Genomic DNA, 19,199 nt, shown 5'->3' with positions numbered 1-19,199 from the left:
AGAAGCTTTTTTGGAAAAAAATAGCTGTCGCTGAAAATCACATATTTGTGTAAGAAAGGATTTAATTTGTGTATGGGAATTGTCAGTGATCTTGTCTAAACTAATAATGACAGATTAGCGTTAGCTAGGTTGATACATTAGTGATGTTAGCTCAGCAAGCGCACGAGCCTGCTAATGTGGACTGTTATTGGCATGAAAAAGTTTGCCTAAGCAATAGGACTTAAAGGAGACCTAATAACATGAGTTACAACAAAGAAAAAATGAAGAATTGGTTGCAGGTGATTGGTGAGAGAATTGCTGATCATCCAAGTTGGCAGAAGATTTTTGAAACTTGCTTTACCGACACTTTGGATAATACGGTGACGGTTCTGGAAGATGGCACTAGTTTTGTTCTGACAGGTGATATTCCTGCCATGTGGTTGAGGGATTCAACAGCACAAATCAAACCCTACCTTTCCTTGGCACGTGATGATGAGCAATTACGGCAAACCATCGTTGGTTTGGTCAAGCGACAATGTGATTTTATTTGCCATGATCCCTATGCCAATGCTTTTAACCAAGATGATAATGGCCGTGGGCACCAATCTGATCATACGACGATGACGGGTCGTATTTGGGAGAGAAAGTATGAGGTTGATTCGCTTTGCTATCCTTTAGAATTGGCTTATTTATTATGGAAAGTGACGGGGGAAACAGCGCATCTACAAGAGGACTTTTATCAGACAGCAAATGTGATTGTCGATACTTGGAGATTAGAGCAACGTCATGAGCAGTCCCCTTATCAATTTGAGCGTGATACGGAACGACTAGAAGATACCTTACCTCATCAGGGCAAGGGGAATCCGTGTGCTTACACAGGAATGACTTGGTCAGGATTTCGTCCAAGTGATGACGCCTGTGTTTATCCATATTTGATTCCGTCCAATATGTTTGCGGTGGTGGTATTACGGTATTTATCAGAGATCCTCGCAGTCCAACAGCCAGAAGGTTATGAGGCGTTAGCAGAGAAAGCACGGATCTTACGTGAAGAAATTGACCAAGGTATCAAAACTTATGGTTTGACGAAGAATGCTAACGGAGAAACCATCTTTGCTTATGAAGTGGATGGTTTAGGCAATCAATCTATCATGGACGATCCCAATGTTCCTAGTCTATTAGCTGCACCGTATTTAGGCTATTGTGATAAGCGAGATCCTATTTATCAGGCGACGAGACGAACCATTTTGAGCAAGGAAAATCCTTATTATTACGAAGGCACTTATGCTTCTGGTTGTGGAAGTACCCACACCTTTTATCGCTATATCTGGCCAATTGCTCTAGCTATTGAAGGATTGACGACAGATGATAAGGACGAAAAAGCTCGTTTATTGGATTTAATGGTGACTTGTGACGGTGGAACCGGTGTGATGCATGAAAGTTTCCATGTAGATAATCCTAGTCTTTATTCGAGAGAGTGGTTTTCATGGGCTAATATGATGTTTTGTGAATTAGTGTTAGATTACGATGCATTAAGAAGGAGAGATTAGCATGGGGAGAGAAACGGTACACATTATTTCACACAGTCATTGGGATAGGGAGTGGTATCTTCCTTTTGAAGAACATCGCATGCGCTTAGTGACCTTGATTGATGATTTGTGTGAGCTTTTTGAAACGGATGAGGAATTCAAGAGTTTTCATCTTGATGGACAGTTGATTGCATTGGATGATTATTTGACGATTAGACCACATAAACGTGAGCAGTTAGCACGGTATATCCGTGAGGGAAAATTAATTGTTGGTCCGTTTTATATTTTGCAGGACGATTATTTGATTAGTAGCGAAGCCAATGTTCGCAATACCCTCCTTGGTCATTTGGAAAGTCGTTTCTGGGGAAAGCCGCCTAAAATTGGTTATTTTCCAGATACCTTTGGCAATATGGGACAGACCCCGCAATTATTAAAGCAGGCAGGTATTGATGTGGCCTTTTTTGGACGTGGGGTGAAGCCGATTGGTTTTGATAATCAGGTCTTATCAGATGACCAATTCCAGTCTCAGTTTTCTGAAATGATATGGACCGGTGCTGATGGAACTAGCATTTTAGGGATTTTATTCGCTAATTGGTACAGCAATGGGAATGAAATTCCAGTTGAACCAGAAGTGGCCAAGGTTTTTTGGGATAAGAAATTAGCTGACGCAAGAAAATACGCTGCTACCTCTCATCTCTTAATGATGAATGGGTGTGACCATCAGCCAGTGCAGAAAAATCTTTCAAAAGCCATTCGGGTCGCTAGCGACTTGTATCCTGATATTGACTTTGTTCACAGTAGCTTTGAGCAATACGTATCGGCTGTCAAACAGAATTTACCAGAGCAACTTAGTCAGGTCATTGGAGAATTGACCAGTCAAGAAACAGACGGATGGTACACCCTAGCCAATACGGCTTCCTCACGAATCTATCTGAAGCAGGTTAATGACAGAGTCAGCAACCTTCTAGAACAAGTGGTTGAGCCCTTACTAGTCATCACTGGAGAACCCTATCCTAAAGATGAGCTACGCTATGCATGGAAGCTCTTGCTTGAAAATGCTCCACACGATAGTATTTGCGGTTGTAGTGTTGATGCGGTCCATCGGGAAATGATGACACGTTTTGATAAGGTTGAGCAGGTGGGAACTTATTTAGCGGAAAAGACTTTTGCCAACTGGTCTCAAAAGCTTGATACTGGTGAGTTGGAGGGTCATCTTTTTACGGTGGTCAATACGACTGCCTTTCCTCAGACTAAGCAGGTGACTGTTGATCTGATTGTTGATGAGACTGATTTTCGTGATGGTCGCCTTGCGGAACATCATCACAAGATGGATGCGATTGACTTACCAGAACTCGGACTCTTTACAGCAGATGGCGAGCGTGTTTGGGCAGATATTGAGGATTTGGGAGTGCAATTTGATTATCATCTACCAATAGATACCTTCCGCTCTGCTGTTTTTGCTAGGAAGATAAGGGTGTCCTTTGTTGCTGAAAACTTACCAGCTTGGTCATGGCAAACTTATCAAGTGAAACCAGCCGCCGCTCTACCAGGAGTGAGTCCTTTTGCCTATCTGGAAAATGATTTTGTCAAGCTTCAGCGTGAGGGGAATAATCTTGTCTTGACCCACAAAGAACTCGGTCATCGTATTGCTAACCTACTGAAGTTTGAAGATGTGGGAGAACTGGGTAACGAGTATGCCCACTTTGCCCCTACCTCTTGCCAGCCAATTTATAGCCAATTAGTTGATTTTTATATTCAGGAAGAGGCACCTACTTACCAACGTGCCTGTGTGATACACCAGCTTGAGATACCAATCAGTGCAGATGAGCGATTGTTTGAGGAACAGAAGCGCTTGGTAGAATACTTCAAACGTCAAGCAGGACGTCATCAGCAGACTAAATCGCTACTGGTGACAACGGAGATTACCCTTTTTCGTGACAGTTCTCAACTAATCTTTAAGACACGATTTGATAATCAGATGTTGGATCATCGGTTAAGGGTTTTAATTGCAACAGGATTGCAAGCTGAAAGCCATTTGGCCGATAGCATTTATGAAACGGTAGAGCGATCAAATACTCCATCGTCTCATTGGAAAAATCCTCATCATTCGCAGCGGCACCGCACATTCATCTCCTTGGGAGATGCGGAAATTTGCCTAACGGTGTCTTCAACAGGGCTTCATGAGTATGAAATTCTGGATAAGGAAACCATAGCCTTAACCCTTTTGCGCAGTGTTGGTGAATTGGGAGATTGGGGTGATTTTCCAACCCCTGATGCTCAGTGTCTAGGACCATCGGAGCTTGTATATGCAGTGGAATGTCATGCCAGTCAAGAGCGTTACCAAGCCATTCATCGGGCTCAAAATCTAGCTGTTCCTCTCTATGTGGGACAAGTCTGTCAGCACGCAGGAACCGTTGCTTTATCAGGGCAATTCACTCATCCTATTTTGCAAGAAGAGGCCTGCTATGTGACAGCCTTGAAACAGGCAGAAGAAAGTGAGACTATTTTGCTTCGTTACTATAATTTATCACATGACACAGTTATCTTGTCGCATTTAGCAAGTGGTGTTGACTTGCTGGAGCAGGAGATAGGTGAGCTATCTCAGCAACTTGGGCCACAAGAAATTCGTACTGAAAAGGTTACTCCTCTGTATTTCTAAGGTGTTGAGAAGTATAGTAATACACTAAGGAGGAGCAAGGCTTGTTATGGTCTGGCAAATACTCAAACTTTAGCACTGAATAATATAAAAGCAATTATGAGGAGGATGTTATGGTAGTAGCATGTTTTGATATTGGAGGAACAGGGGTGAAGTCGGCCTTGATATCAGATGACTTGCAGTTGCGGTCTTATCAGGAGATAGCAACTCCAGACAAGTTAGAAATGTTGTTAGCTCACATGGATGCAGTCATTTGTCAAGAAGGTGTCACAGCGATTTCTTTAAGTGTCCCTGGAGCAATTAACTACTGCGATGGAACGATTGGAGGATTATCAGCCATTCCTTATATTCACGGGGTTTCTTGGTATGATTTATTGGAGACTTATCATTTACCTATCTATCTTGAAAATGACGCCAACTGTGTTGGATTAAGTGCCTTGGCAGAGCAACCAACTCTTAAGAACTGTGCCTGTGTTGTAGTAGGAACAGGAATTGGAGGTGCCTTAATCCTCAATGGTCGATTGGTCCGAGGAGCTCGCTCTTATGGTGGAGAATTTGGCTACATGATGCTTAAAGGGATGGATTTTCCCTTGAAAAATTGGTCACAACTAGCATCAACAGGCAGTTTGGTACGACGTGTTCAAGCACATCCTAAAGAGTGCTACCATTCTCTGGACGGTAAAGCTATTGTTGCGTTAGCTGAGCAAGGGGATTTGGTTTGCCAAACAGCACTAGGAGAGATGGTGGATGCGCTCTGCCAAGGCTTGTTAAACCTACATTATGTGATTGATCCAGAATTGATTTATATCGGAGGTAGCATTAGCCAAAGTAAAGCCTTTATCAAACGACTGGTTGACCGCTTGCAAGAATTGCAACAGTTATTTCCAGAAGATTTTCCACAAATTCCTCATATTAAGGCTTGCCATCATACTAAACACGCCAATCTTATTGGTACATATATTAACACATGTCAAGAAAAGGAGCATGCATGACAATAATAAAACAAGAGCTTCCTGTACACTTGTTAGAGAGACTAGGCTTACAGGATGTGACTTTAGACTGTCAAGTATCAGGAAAAGTGATACTGGTTTTAGGCTCTGATGGGCACTATACCATTTGTGCAGAAAAAGAGCATCAGCTTTATCGTGGCTTGCTATTATTAGCTACTGCTCTCAGAGAAGGACAGACAACGGTCGCAATCACAGAGAAAGCAGCTTATTCTGATTTTGGTTACATGGTGGATTGTGGTCGCAACTGCGTTATTTCTGTTGACTCTTCAAAACAATTGATTGAAGACATAGCGCTTATGGGCTATTCCAACTATCAATTATACTTAGAAGATACCTTTGAATTGGAGAACCAACCTTATTTTGGGTATTTCCGTGGTCGATACACAACTGAGGAATTACAGGATATTGAAGAATGTGCCAATAGTTATGGCATGGATTTCATTCCTTGCATTCAAACGCTAGCTCACCTGAGTGCTTTTGTCAGATGGCAAGTTAAAGAGGTACAGGATTTACGTGATGTGGACGACATTTTATTAGTTGGTAGTGAACCTGTCTATGACTTGATTGATCAGATGTTTTGTACATTATCGCAGCTGAAAACACGCCGAATCAATATTGGTATGGACGAGGCGTTTATGCTTGGATTGGGACGGTATTTAACCGAAAATGGCTACCAAAAACGCAGCCTTATCATGTGTCAGCATTTAGAACGTGTGCTAGATATTGCAGACCGATATGGGTTTACTTGCTCCATGTGGAGTGACATGTTTTTCCATTTATTAGATGCAAAAGACGACACCTTGCAGATTGACCAAGAGGTTCGTACTTATCTAAATCGTTTGAAAGAGCGTGTGCAATTGATTTATTGGGATTATTACCAGTTGACTGAGGAGCGTTATACGAAGAGTTTTGAGCGCCATAAACAATTGACTGATAATATTGCCTTTGCAGGCGGCGCGTGGAAATGGATTGGTTATGCTCCTGATAATCGGTTTAGTTTGCAGATTGCACCAGAGGCTCATCATGCCGCTAAGAAGGCAGGGGTAGAGCAGGTGACCATCACGGGGTGGGGCGATAACGGTGGTGAATGCTCTCAATTTTCTGTCTTAGCAACGCTTCAGGCTTGGGCGCAGTTGGTTTATCAAGATAGTACTACAGGCTGGGAGAAGGTGTTTGAGACCTTGTTTGGTCTATCGGCTACTGATTTCCTTGCGATTGACAGTGCCAATCACCCACCAAGCAACCCAGGTCAATTGAACGGCATGAATCCTGGACGCTATATTTTGTATCAGGATATCCTTTGCCCCTTGTTGGATTTGCATATTGCTCATGAAGAGGACAGTCAGTATTATGCACAGGTAGCAGAACATCTGGCGGAAATTGCCACAGGTGAGCACCGTCTAGCTTACCTCTTTACAACGCAAGAGAAACTCTGCCGTATTTTAGCGGTTAAGGCAAGGCTGTCCAACGACATTCGTCATGCTTACCGTATTAAGGATACAAATGCTTTACAAAACTGTCTTGATACCTTGGATACCCTTGCAGATCTTGTTCACGAGTTCCATGTTACCTATAGTCGTCAATGGCTGATTGAGAACAAGGTGTTTGGCCTTGATACTATTGATATTCGTTTAGGTGGGCTTTTGGCTCGTATTCAAAGAGCGCATGAGCGGTTAACGGCCTATCTCCTTGGTCATGTTAAACGTATTGATGAGCTTGAGGTTGACTTATTACCACATAATGATTTTTACCGTGACCACATCGCTACAACAGCCAATCAATGGCATCTCATGGCAACAGCCTCAACCATTTACACAACCTAATAAAGCACATCCTTCTTAGCTAGTTACTAGGAGGGATGCGTTGTTTAGACATTAGTGATAGATGACTCAAGGAGAAGGATGAATGTGTAGGATAAAGGGCAGAAAAAGCCTAATAACTTCAGAGGCCTCTGATTGTAATGTCTATATTAAGATTATCCAATTTTTAATCTAGTGACTATAATTTGTATAGGTTTAGCTTTAATCAGAACATGTTATTTTGTGAAAAACTGCGTTATACTAATATCACAAAAGTCAAAGCAAGTCTAAAACACTAAGGAAAGGAGTCTTTATGAAAACGAAAAAAAGGTGGCAGGAATTAAAGCGTAATCTCATCTTTCTGCTCATGGTGTTACCAGGTGCGATATGGCTGATTCTGTTCTTCTACATTCCAGTACTTGGGAATGTGGTTGCCTTCAAAGATTACCGGCACACGGGGAACGGATTTGTTGATAGCTTGATGAAGAGTAAGTGGATAGGAGTTGATAATTTTAAGTTTCTCTTTAATTCATCAGATGCCTATATTATCACTCGAAACACGTTGCTGTATAATTTAGGCTTTATTATCTTGGGTTTGATTTTAGCTGTTGGGATTGCCATTGTCTTTAGTGAGATGCGGTCACGGCAGCTGGTTAAAATCTATCAGACAACGATGCTGTTCCCTTACTTCTTATCTTGGGTCATCATTTCCTTTTTCGTCTATGCTTTTCTAAGCCCAGATAAGGGATTGGTGAATCAGATGCTACATGGGCTTGGACTTAATCCAATTAATTGGTACAGCGATAAGACTTACTGGCCGTTCATTCTGATTTTTTTAGGGATTTGGAAAGGCCTTGGGTATAATAGCGTCATTTACTATGCAAGTATTATGGGGATTAACCCTTCCTACTACGAAGCGGCGATTGTTGATGGAGCAACGAAATGGCAGCGCATCAAGCATGTTACCATTCCTCAATTGGTGCCCTTGATTACCATTTTAACCATCCTTGCGGTGGGAAATATCTTCCGAGCAGACTTCGGTTTGTTCTATCAGACGACGAAAAATTCAGGTGCCCTATATGATGTGACTTTGGTACTCGATACCTATGTTTATAACGGTATTTCAGGAGCAGGAGACATCGGGATGGCATCGGCAGCAGGTCTTTATCAGTCAATCGTTGGTTGCTTCCTAGTGGTGACGACCAATTTGATTGTCAGACGCTTTGATAAAGAATCTGCCTTATTTTAGAAAGGAGAGCTCATGGCAAAAAAGAAACAGATTGATCATGTCGGTATTCACTCGTTTAGTACGAAGACAGACTGGATCTTTAGTGTACTGGTTGGCATTCTTTCCTTCTCTTGTATCCTACCCTTTATCTTCGTGATTATCATCTCGTTAACTGATGAAAAATCCCTAAACCTAAACGGCTATTCATTCTGGCCAGCGGATTTTAGTAGCTCGGGCTACGAGTACTTGATGACGTTGAAAGATGAGATTTTACAAGCACTCTTTATCACTATGTTCATCACAGTGGTTGGAACCACAGTTAATGTATTTTTCACCTCACTATATGCTTATGCCATCTCACGAAAAGATTTTAAATACCGTCGGTTCTTTACTATGATGGCATTGATTACCATGTTATTTGGAGCAGGAACGATTCCAACTTACATTATTATGACCTCGTTTCTGAACTTGAAGGATACTGTCGCAGCCCTGATTTTGCCAATGATGTTAAGTCCTTTTAATATCATGGTGATGCGAACCTTCTTTAAGAAAACCATTCCTGATTCCTTAATTGAGTCCGCCCGCATTGATGGTGCTGGTGAACTAAAGATCTTCTTTAAGATTTGTTTACCTTTGGCATTGCCAGGTATTGCAACTATCTCCTTGTTTACGGCCCTCGCCTTTTGGAATGATTGGTACAATGCCCTCCTCTATATTCAGAGTGACAATTTAGTACCTTTGCAATACTTACTGATGAAAATTCAGTCAAATATTGATTATTTGGCACAAAATGCTGGAGCAGGTGCCAACCTTGCTAGTGTTGCAGCCAGTGTACCAAGAGAGGCAACCCGAATGGCTATCGTTGTCGTATCAACACTACCGATTGCTTGCCTGTATCCGTTTTTCCAACGGTACTTTGTCAAAGGTTTGACCATAGGTGGGGTTAAAGAATAAGCAATGATTTGTGCAAAGGATGTGATGTGAAGAGCGTTATGCGTCTAGGAATGAAAACCATTTAACTCATAGAAAAATCTAGGACCTTGTGACAAGTGGCTTAAAGTCACTAAAAATCATTAATAAACATATTATTATGGATTAAAAAAGGAGATAACTCATGAAACTTTTTAAAAAATGCTCACTAGTGCTAGCAGGTGTGTCAGCTATTGCAGGCTTGACTGCCTGTGGTAACTTAACTGGAAATAAGGCCAATAATACTGGAAAAACAGAAGACGGAAAAACGTCAATCTTGATGTATCAAATTGGACAACCTCCTAAAAATATTGACAAATTAATGGAAAATGCCAATAAAATTATTGGTGAAAAACTAGATGCCAAACTTAATATCCAGTACATTGACTGGGGTGACTACGAAGAAAAAATGTCTATCATTACCTCATCGGGTGAAAATTACGACATTGCCTTTGCCAATAACTATGTCCTCAATGCCGGTAAAGGAGCCTATGCTGACCTAACTGATTTGTATAAAAAAGAAGGAAAAGCCCTCTACGATGTCCTTGACCCAGCTTATATCAAAGGAAATACCATCAACGGTAAAATCTATGCTGTTCCTGTCCAGGGAAATGTGGCAAGTCAACAAATGTTGTCTTTCAACATGAACTTGGTGAAAAAACACAATCTTGATATTTCAGGAGTTAAGACTTACAAAGACTTGGAACCACTTCTTAAAGTTATTAAAGAAAAAGAACCAGAAGTAACACCAATTGCCTGGACAAAATTTAGTCTACCACACATGAACTTTGCCCTTCCAGGTAAGAGTGACCTTCCTCTGGTTGTCAACCTTGATGGTGACACAACCAAAATTGTCAACCCTTATGAAGTTGAGGGTTACGTTGAACATCTTAAAACATTCCACGATTTCTACAAAAAAGGTTATATTGCAGCTGACGTTGCCACATCTGATGTTGCTTATGATTTAGCGACTCAAAACTGGTTTGTTCGTGAAGAAACACAAGGTCCAGCAGACTTCGGTGACAGCCTTCTCTCAACTGTTGCAGGCTACGAAATCCAATCAGTGCCAATCACTACAGCCTATAAGACAAATGATACCACTCAAGTGGCCAACTTTGTTATCTCACAAACTTCTAAAAATAAAGAAAAAGCTATGGAAGTGTTGACTTTATTGAACACTAATAAAGAATTGCTCAATGGCCTTGTCTTTGGTCCAGAAGGTGAAAACTGGGAAAAAGATCCTAAGGACGACAACCGCATTAAATTGTTAGACGGCTATGCAGCAGATACACGTATGTCAGCTTGGAATACTGGTAACAGCCAAATCCTTTATGTCACTGATAAAGTAACCGACGCCGATGTTGCGCAAGCTGAAAAAGTCTTGGCAGAAGCAGTTGAAGCACCGACACTTGGCTTTAACTTTAACATTGATCCAGTTAAAACTGAAGTAACTAGCGTTCAAAACATTATCAAGCAATATGCTCCTGGTATCAATTCAGGTACAGTGGATCCAGAACAAGGCATTAAAGAATTGATGGATAAATTGAACTCCGAAGGCTCATACACTAAAGTTAAAGCAGAAATGCAACGTCAGTATGACGAGTTCTTAGCTAAGAAAAACTAAGTTCGTCATTGTAAATGCAGTTCCTATTTCTATTATTTCATGCTCCCTGAGTATAATTAATATGAGAGTGGGGCAGAAATCATGATTTTGAAGTCTTGACTTCCCCTCGCTCTCTGGTTTATAAGATCAGACTGAAACTGTCCATTGGATATTCACTCTCACATCCGCACAGCTCCAAAGGTCTCTCAGTCCTTTAGAGGTTGGAAATAAGATAAACGAAGTGCATCACATTCGTATAGGATGGCCGCTAACGATGCATGGTTGTAAAATAGTCCAGTGGATGTTTTAGGTGGACACTTGAAAATGAAAAAGTGTCTAGTTGCAAACTTCCAATCAACCACTGCGTCTATCTGTTATTACTATAAAAAGAGAAGGTTGAGATATTTTTTGTCCCAACCTCGTCTTTTTATCAACTTGATTTAATTGAATGAGATAATATGGAGAAGATTGGCGATTGTTGTGAAAATGTGGACAGCGTTTACTCAAGGTGAACAATAGCTAGAAACGACGAAATATTAAGTGATTGTCCATCGGTGACAGTAGTTGATTTATTTTTCTAAAAATGTAAAAAGAGAATTAAATTGAATTTCTCATTCCTAAGGAGATATTAGTTTCATACAAAAATGATGAAAATGTCTAACTTACAATCAAATTGAAAGCGTTTTTATGATATAATAGAAGCAATCAGAAAGGGATTGAAAAATATGGATAGATTGGATAGTATCTTTGCACGTTTATTTGTGATGATGAAGCTTAGTATGATAGGACTTACTTTGTCTGCTTGTGCGGGCTTTGTTTTGGGAGTATCACCAGCTGCGGCTGTTCTCTTAACCCTTTACCATGAGCATGGTCTTGACGCAGAGGAGTATCAGTTCAAGACAGCCTTTCAGCTTTTTCGTAAACAATTTTGGCAGGCAAATGCCATCTTTGGAATGACAGTTGGTTTTTGGGGATTGCTAGGTTATGGTATTTTTTTCATGGTACAATTACCACAAGCATTTTTCTTTCTTACGGTGATTAACCTTTTTGGCATGTGTTATGTTGGGGCGGTTTATGCTAGTTACCTCAAGTTACAAGTGTATTATGAATTTACACTCATAGAAGGGCTGAAACTATCAGCAATGGCAGTTTTTTTAAGTCTTGTTCCATTTATGAAGTTGTTGATTGGGACTGGAATTTGCCTATTTATCGGTTGGAAACTGCCTCTCATCATAGGTATATTTGTTCCAGTGCTTTGGTTAGTCTTTTTATTTGATGTCTTGGAGCCTATTTATTATCAGGTTGAACAACGCCTATCCTAGCAGGAGAAGTTATGAAGAAAATTTTAATTCATTCGCTCCTAAAAACCTATTCTTATCTCACTATTGGGATTATTATTTTCTTTGCGAGTATTGTTGCCTATACCAATTATGTGAGCTATTTGCGGACAGTTGAACAAGCGGAGCAAGAAGTGTTAGGTAGATTGACAGAGGACATGACCTATTACTATCGTCGCTTGAAAAATGACGTTTACAATTATTCTCGAGATAGCCATAAATTAGATGGGATTGAAGCCTATTTTCAGTTGTCTCCAGCTGATTATCAAATGTGGCTCTTGCATCACCCTTTGGCAGATGTGATTAAGTTATCTTTTCACGACAACATCAATAGGATTTACATGGACAATGCTTTTGTTGAGGGGATTGATTTGGCTCTCGTGGGTGAAAAAGAGGTCTTTACTTCTAAACGATCATTGAAGAGTGGTAAAAAAGTTACTGCTACTTCTTATAAGAGTCCACAAAATGCTTTTTCAATGGCTATGTATGAGCCTTATTCCGCTCATCTTTTTGCGACTGTTTTTATTAGTATTGATATGGATCACATAACGACGCTTGTGGAGAATGAAACCGAATTTCCTATGTCTGTGGCGATGACAGATAGTTTAGGAAATCCTTTCTATACCTTGAATCCTACAGATGATGACTTGGACGCTCAAAATTATGTTGATGGAAATGTTCACATTGCTGTTGGTGTGCCTAAATCTTATACTTTTCAAGAGGTTTCTCGACTGGCCTTCTTTATTTTTCTTTCTAGTTTGGGGCTTATTGGTATTTTGTTGCTTCTTTTAAAGCGCATTTTTTACCATTATCAGTCTCAGATTGAAGATCTGGTGAATACTATGCAGACGATTACGCATGCGGATACCAGTATTCGTATTGATACGACAACAAAACGGCAGGAATTGTATCTCATCGCCAACCAAATTAACCAGATGTTGGATTCTCTGGATAAAAACATTAAAGATATTTATCAGCTACAACTTGCGCAAAAAGATGCTGATATGAGAGCTTTACAAGCTCAAATTAACCCTCATTTTTTATATAATACCTTGGAATTTTTTAGGATGTATGCGGTGACGAGAGATGAAGATGAGTTAGCAGATATGATTTATGAATTTTCAAGCTTGCTGAGAGGGAGTATTTCACAAAAACCAGAAACGACAGTTGCAGAAGAATTAGCTTTTTGTGAAAAGCATAGCTATGTTTGCCAGATTAGATACCCTAAATCCATTGCATATGCTTACCAAATTGATAAGGGATGTGAAGGGATTGTATTGCCAAGATTCTGTATTCAACCTTTGGTTGAAAATTATTTTGTGCACGGTATTGATTTAACCAAGCGTGATAATGCTTTGAGTGTCAAGGTGTTGCGTCAGGAAGATGGGGTAGAAATCCTCATTCGGGATAACGGTAAAGGTATGTCAGAGGAAATCATGGCAGATTACCAAAGATTGTTGGCCAATCGTTCGTTGAGGACGGAGACAGGGCTACGCTCTATCGGGCTTCTTAATGTCCATGAGCGCTTGTTATTGTATTTTGGAGAGGCTTACGACATTCACTTATCTGAGACACCTGGTGGTGGGGTAACTTATAGTATACGCATAAAAACGATTGTGACAGGAGAAATGGCTAAGAATGTATAAATTAATGATTGTTGATGACGAGTACATGATTTTGGAAGGGATGAAAAGATTGTTTGACTATTCTGCTTTGGGAATCGAGTTGGTTTATACTACAGATAGTAGCCGTGAAGCGCTAAATTATGCCTTAACACATGATTTGGACATGATTTTAACCGATATTTCCATGCCTGATTTAACGGGTTTGGAGTTGATTGCTACTATTAAAGAGCGGTCTCCGGATGTTGCCTTTATCATCATGTCAGGTTTTCAGGAGTTTGACTATGCTAGGCAGGCTGTCTCGCTAGGAGTTAAAGATTATCTGGTAAAACCTATCAATAAGCAGGAGCTCCGTCAGTTGTTAGAAACTATTGTAGCTCAACGCATGCACAAAAGTCAGCAGGCGCAGGCCTTTTTACGGGGAGATAAGGTTACTATTCAAGACCTAAAAGAGCATCTACGAGTCTCACAAGTCTATGTGGTGGTTAGTCGTGAAGACATCCCTACAGCTCTAGTCAGTGTTTTGCGCCATGTCGATCAAGATGCTCTCTTTTTTTCATTATGTGAAGAGCCGCAGCAAGCCTGTATTTATCAAGAGGAGTTACTGGTGACATCAACCATGTATGCCATTAAGGAAAGTGTCAAAGCAAGCCTCTTTTATGAGAAAGCAGTATCTGCGGATGAGCAGGTCATGCCTGTTTACCAAGATCTTTACCCTCTTATTAAAACTGGAGATATACAGGGGATTTTAGACCAGCTTCCCTTGTTAAAGCAGGAATTTAATGATAAGTGCCCACCAGTTCATTTGACGCGTCAATTTTTCATTCAGTTGATGGTTGATAGTTACCAGCAGTTTAATCGTATTAGTAATGAAGATATTGCACCACTTTATACCAATGCAAAACAGTGTCAAACGTTAGAACAACTCGTAGAAGAAGTGATTCAGCGTTTGTTAGGATTAATTACGCAGCACAAATATAATAGCCATGTTGGTCAGGTGCTTGACATCATTCGCCAAGAATACCAAAAGGAACTCACCTTGAAATTGGTTAGTGAACGCCTTTTTCTTAATGCGGTTTACTTAGGGCAAATCATCAAGAAAGAAACAGGTTCAACTTTTTCAGAATTGCTGAACCAGGAACGGATTAGAATTGCTCAAAGTTTGCTATTGTCAACTAATGATAATATTGAAGATATTTGTTTTCAAGTTGGTTACACTAATATTGGCTATTTTTATAAAATTTTTAAACGGCTGTGTCAAGAATCCCCAAAATCTTATCGTGAACAAATTAGGAGTCGGAAAGAAACTAGTCTTTCTTAAGACTTTTCTAGCGACATCTGTCGGTTACAGTTAGGAGGAAAAGTAGTATGGTAGAGACAGAGGGAGGTTATGTCTCAGAGGATCAAGAAACGCTGGCGTTAGGTGGAGATAGAGAAGTTTTTGCAAAGGGGAACAGCCGATGCCTGATGGACAAGGAGCAGGAGATGTTGTCTCCAGGGATTTGGCAGGAAGTTCTAGTTGTTGAAGGAACCAATCAGCAAGTGTGTCTTGATAGTAACTGGCGATTCTATTTAGGGGACCTTTCAGAAGCTGCTGAGCCTTATTGTGATGATAGTCAGTGGCAGGTGGTTGACTTACCACACGATTTTAGTATTGGGCAAGACTATCATCCCAATGGCGAATCAGAGAGCGGTTATAAACTTGGCGGAATAGGATGGTACCGAAAGGTATTTTCAGTCAGCCCAGAGGCGCTTTCTGGTCGTGTTTCCCTCCATATTGACGGGGCTTATATGGAGACGACCGTTTTTATCAACGGGCATTGTCTTGGAATGCATCCGTATGGATATACTCCTTTTAGTTTTGATTTAACAGACTACCTGATGGCTAATGAAGAAAATAGCCTTGCCATTAAGGTAGTCAATGCTGTTCCAAGTTCTCGTTGGTATTCAGGAAGTGGTCTTTACAGGTCGGTAACTCTTATTGTTGAACCGATTGTCCACTTGGAAGAATACGGCATCACCATCACAACCCCTCACTTAGAAGAGGAGATACGCGCTAATAAGGAAGTAACGATTATGGTAGTATCAGCGCTACGCAATGATGGTAATGACAATGTTCCTGTGACAGTAGATGTTAGCCTCTTTGAACAACTGCCAAACGGAGAGCTGATTGAGGTCGGACTCCCCTGTCTATCGCCAGCATTGATCTTAGCCCCAGGAGAAGGTGGGCGAGTTAGTCAGGTTATCAAGGTACCTAACCTTATCTTATGGAATCCCGAACAACCGCAGTGCTATACGGTAAGGGTAAGACTGTATCTAGATGGCGTTTGTATCCAAAGTCGTGAACAGGAGACAGGATTTCGCTACCTCAGTTTTTATCGGGAAACAGGCTTTCGGTTAAACGATAAGGCAATGACATTCAAAGGTGTCTGTCTACATCATGACCAGGGAAGTTTAGGGGCAGCAGCCTACCCAGACGCTATTGAACGCCAGTTTAAACTCCTGAAAAATATGGGGGTAAATAGTATCCGTGTTACCCACAATCCGTCGGCGCGTGTTTTCAAAGACCTTGCCAATAAATTAGGGCTTTTGTTGATTGAGGAAGCCTTTGACACTTGGCAACATACCAAAAATGGGAATGTTAATGATTATGCTAAATGGTTTCACCAACCAATTGGACAGACTGCTCAGCATTTACACGGTGCTGAAAGTTCAGAGCAAGAATGGCATGATTTTCATCTTAAACAAATGGTTAAAAGTGGTCAAAATGATCCAGCTATCGTGATGTGGTCAGTAGGTAATGAATTATTAGAGGGACATGCTGGAGATTGTCGAGATTATCCAGGATTAATGCAGGAAATGGCAAGGGTTGTTACTGACATTGATGGAAGCCGACCTGTGACCTTTGGAGATAACAAATTAAAGTGGCAGGATGAGACGGCTATCCAGATGGCACAGACCTTGCACGAGGAGGTGCAAGGAATTATTGGCTATAATTATGCTAGTGGAGCGCAATATGATGATTGCCATAAAACCTATCCTAACTGGTTAATTTATGGCTCAGAGGTTGCTTCAGCAATCAATAGCCGTGGTGTCTATGATGTGATGGGAGGTGAGGAGCGCAAGGATAAGCAGCTAACTTCCTATGATCAGAGTACCGTTAGTTGGGGCCATTTAGCGAGTGAGGCTTGGTATGATGTTGTCACACGAGATTTTGTAATGGGGCAATTTGTTTGGTGTGGTTTTGATTATTTAGGAGAACCTACACCGTGGAATGGTATTGGAACAGGATCTGTGACGGAGTGGCCTTCGCCTAAACATTCCTATTTTGGGATTTTAGACACAGCTGGTTTTCCGAAAGATTCCTATTATTTTTATCGTAGTCAGTGGAATACTTCAGATACGACCTTGCATGTATTACCAGTGTGGCAAGAGGGTCTGATTCGGAAAGACTCGCAAGGCTTGGTAGAGGTTGTGGTGTATTCTAATGCCGCAAAGGTAAGGTTATGTCATCAAGATGAGAATGGCACGGTGATTGATTATGGTACCAAGGCTTTTACGGTAAAAAGAACTAAGGCGGGTGTGCGTTATCAGCTTTACGAAGGAACTGACAAGCAGCCCCAAGCCCATCAAAACCTTTATTTGACTTGGAACATTCCTTATGCACCCGGTAAATTGATTGCAATGGCTTACGATGCCAATGATAATGTCATTAAGGAAACGGTTGGGAGGTCTGAAATCAGCACTTTTGGTGACCCGCACCATCTTAGAATAGAGCCTTTTACCTCACCTCATCAGGTTACAGCAAAATCCTTGCGCTATCTGACCATTACTATTGAAGATGACAGAGGACAACCTGTTGCCTCAACGGATCATCGTGTCACGGTTCAGGTAGAGGGGCCAGCTCGTTTATTAGCTATGGATAATGGCAATACTATTGATCATCAACCTTATGGGGACACCAATCGTCGTGCATTTTCAGGTCAAGTATTAGCTGTTATCAAGATGACTGGAGGTAGTGGTGATGTAAATGTGACAGCAATGGCGGATGGCTTACTCCCTCACTCTTTAACGTTTACAGTCAGTCAGCTAGAGGAGGCCAAGACCAGCTCTACTTATGCCTATCAGTTATCAAGGCAGATATTATTGCTAAAAGATAGCCAGTTAACTTTGCCACAGACGATTAGGATACGAACAGCTGACGGAACTGTTTGTGACAAACCAATTGTTTTTGAGCAGGCAACTCTTGATAAGGAGCTAAAACAAGGAAAAGATTTTATCGTTTACGGCAAAGTTGATGGGTTGCCGGCTCGAATTCCAGTGATTGTTACAGTGATGGATAAGGTTATTGCAGCGAGAAACATTAGCTTTGGCTTGGAAGTTGGAGAGCCATTGCATCTGCCACAGAAAGTCGGTGTTTATGATAAGGGAGCTAATCTCCTTTCTGCTCAGTTTCCTGTTGCTTGGCAAGTACCTAATGGTACAGTCTGGAACACCGAAGGGATAAAAACGGTAGATGGTCAGGTGGATGTTTTGGGTCAGCAGTTACCAGTGATGGCAACTGTTCGTGTCGCTAGTAAAACACTTCATATCGACCATAATGTTGCGCCGACGGTGGTTCAATTAACTGACGATAGTAATGTTAACACTCAAATAGATTGTCTCCAAAATCTTGTTCGAGAACAACTGAAAGAAGATATAGCAGACCACCAGCCCCTATGGTCAAATGAACAGGCTGTGAGAGCTGGTCTAACGACCTCAAAACTGACCTTTAGCTATGACACCGCTCAGAATGTATCTCGCGTGGTTATCTTTTTTGACGGTCGATCAGAGAGTTCTCTTCCGAGATCCGTTTGTTTTTCATGGCGAAAGAGTGATACTGGACCTTTCGAAATCATCTCAGTAAGTGCTTCTCAAATTCCTATACAGGGTGGTTTAATCAAGGTGATTTATGATTTAGAACGACCAGTTCCAGCCGTTCAGTTCACCATTCACTTGGAGGCTGCAGAGCAGAGAAGCAGAGAAGTTTCATTGATTAGAATGGCTAAAATAGAACTTTATACTGCCATTGCCTTTTTTGAACGTCAGACATCGGCAGCTCTAACACGATTAACCATCGGTAATCACCTTCTAGAAGGTGAAGCTATTTGCCATGAGCTTAGGCATCCTGATTGGGATATGACTAACATTGTGGCAACCTCTGACCAGAATGCGGCAATTACAGTCCTCCATCTGGATAAAAAAACTAGTTTGATTTTAACCACTTCAGAAGATGGTCGTCACCAAGAACGCTATGTGATTTATCGTGATGAAAGGTCAGATTAAGGGAAAAGCAAGTCCAAATGAAAAGAACCCCTTATAATGGACAGTATAAAAAGTACTATACTGTTCTTATAAGGAGGTTCTTTTCTCATGGCTAAAAAAGGAAGTAAATTTACAAAGTATCCACCTGAATTCAAAATACAAGTAG

General features: G+C 41.0%; 11 protein-coding genes. All 11 read left to right on the top strand.

The features are described from left to right. The first annotated feature begins 239 nt into the window (after window positions 1-239). The 11 genes from GZ996_RS06795 (at window position 240) to GZ996_RS06745 (ending at window position 19,054) form a co-directional block, all read left to right on the top strand. Window positions 240-1,526, top strand: a complete 1,287-nt coding sequence (locus tag GZ996_RS06795) for a glycoside hydrolase family 125 protein (protein ID WP_161978508.1) — start codon at window positions 240-242, stop codon at window positions 1,524-1,526. 1 nt (window position 1,527) lies between these two features. After that, complete coding sequence (locus tag GZ996_RS06790; protein WP_162011663.1) at window positions 1,528-4,164, top strand: alpha-mannosidase; 2,637 nt, start codon at window positions 1,528-1,530, stop codon at window positions 4,162-4,164. 110 nt (window positions 4,165-4,274) lie between these two features. Next, window positions 4,275-5,153, top strand: a complete 879-nt coding sequence (locus tag GZ996_RS06785; protein ID WP_162011662.1) for an ROK family protein — start codon at window positions 4,275-4,277, stop codon at window positions 5,151-5,153. Beyond that, window positions 5,150-6,994 (top strand): beta-N-acetylhexosaminidase, encoded by a 1,845-nt coding sequence (locus GZ996_RS06780; RefSeq protein WP_162011661.1) that lies wholly within the window; start codon window positions 5,150-5,152, stop codon window positions 6,992-6,994. The genes GZ996_RS06785 and GZ996_RS06780 overlap by 4 nt, the downstream gene beginning before the upstream one ends. 289 nt (window positions 6,995-7,283) lie before the next feature. Continuing rightward, a complete protein-coding gene (locus GZ996_RS06775) occupies window positions 7,284-8,219 on the top strand; it encodes an ABC transporter permease (protein WP_156805341.1) in 936 nt (311 codons plus the stop codon). Window positions 8,220-8,231: 12 nt separating this feature from the next. Then, window positions 8,232-9,152: a carbohydrate ABC transporter permease gene (locus GZ996_RS06770; protein WP_156805340.1), complete on the top strand. Its 921-nt coding sequence runs from the start codon at window positions 8,232-8,234 to the stop codon at window positions 9,150-9,152. A 160-nt stretch (window positions 9,153-9,312) separates the two neighbouring features. Then, window positions 9,313-10,791, top strand: a complete 1,479-nt coding sequence (locus GZ996_RS06765; protein ID WP_161978505.1) for an ABC transporter substrate-binding protein — start codon at window positions 9,313-9,315, stop codon at window positions 10,789-10,791. Window positions 10,792-11,495: 704 nt separating this feature from the next. Beyond that, window positions 11,496-12,092 (top strand): DUF624 domain-containing protein, encoded by a 597-nt coding sequence (locus GZ996_RS06760; RefSeq protein ID WP_162011660.1) that lies wholly within the window; start codon window positions 11,496-11,498, stop codon window positions 12,090-12,092. A gap of 11 nt (window positions 12,093-12,103) precedes the next feature. Then, a complete protein-coding gene (locus GZ996_RS06755; RefSeq protein WP_156805337.1) occupies window positions 12,104-13,753 on the top strand; it encodes a sensor histidine kinase in 1,650 nt (549 codons plus the stop codon). Further along, window positions 13,746-15,050 (top strand): response regulator transcription factor, encoded by a 1,305-nt coding sequence (locus GZ996_RS06750; protein ID WP_162011659.1) that lies wholly within the window; start codon window positions 13,746-13,748, stop codon window positions 15,048-15,050. The genes GZ996_RS06755 and GZ996_RS06750 overlap by 8 nt, the downstream gene beginning before the upstream one ends. A gap of 47 nt (window positions 15,051-15,097) precedes the next feature. Beyond that, window positions 15,098-19,054 (top strand): glycoside hydrolase family 2 TIM barrel-domain containing protein, encoded by a 3,957-nt coding sequence (locus tag GZ996_RS06745; RefSeq protein ID WP_162011658.1) that lies wholly within the window; start codon window positions 15,098-15,100, stop codon window positions 19,052-19,054. The last annotated feature ends 145 nt before the right edge of the window (window positions 19,055-19,199 follow it).

The sequence above is a fragment of the Streptococcus sp. S784/96/1 genome (genome assembly GCF_902729355.1).
Taxonomy (GTDB): Bacteria; Bacillota; Bacilli; order Lactobacillales; family Streptococcaceae; genus Streptococcus; species Streptococcus caledonicus.
The sequence above is the reverse complement of the archived record's forward strand: the minus strand, read 5'-3'. Positions and strand labels throughout refer to the sequence as shown.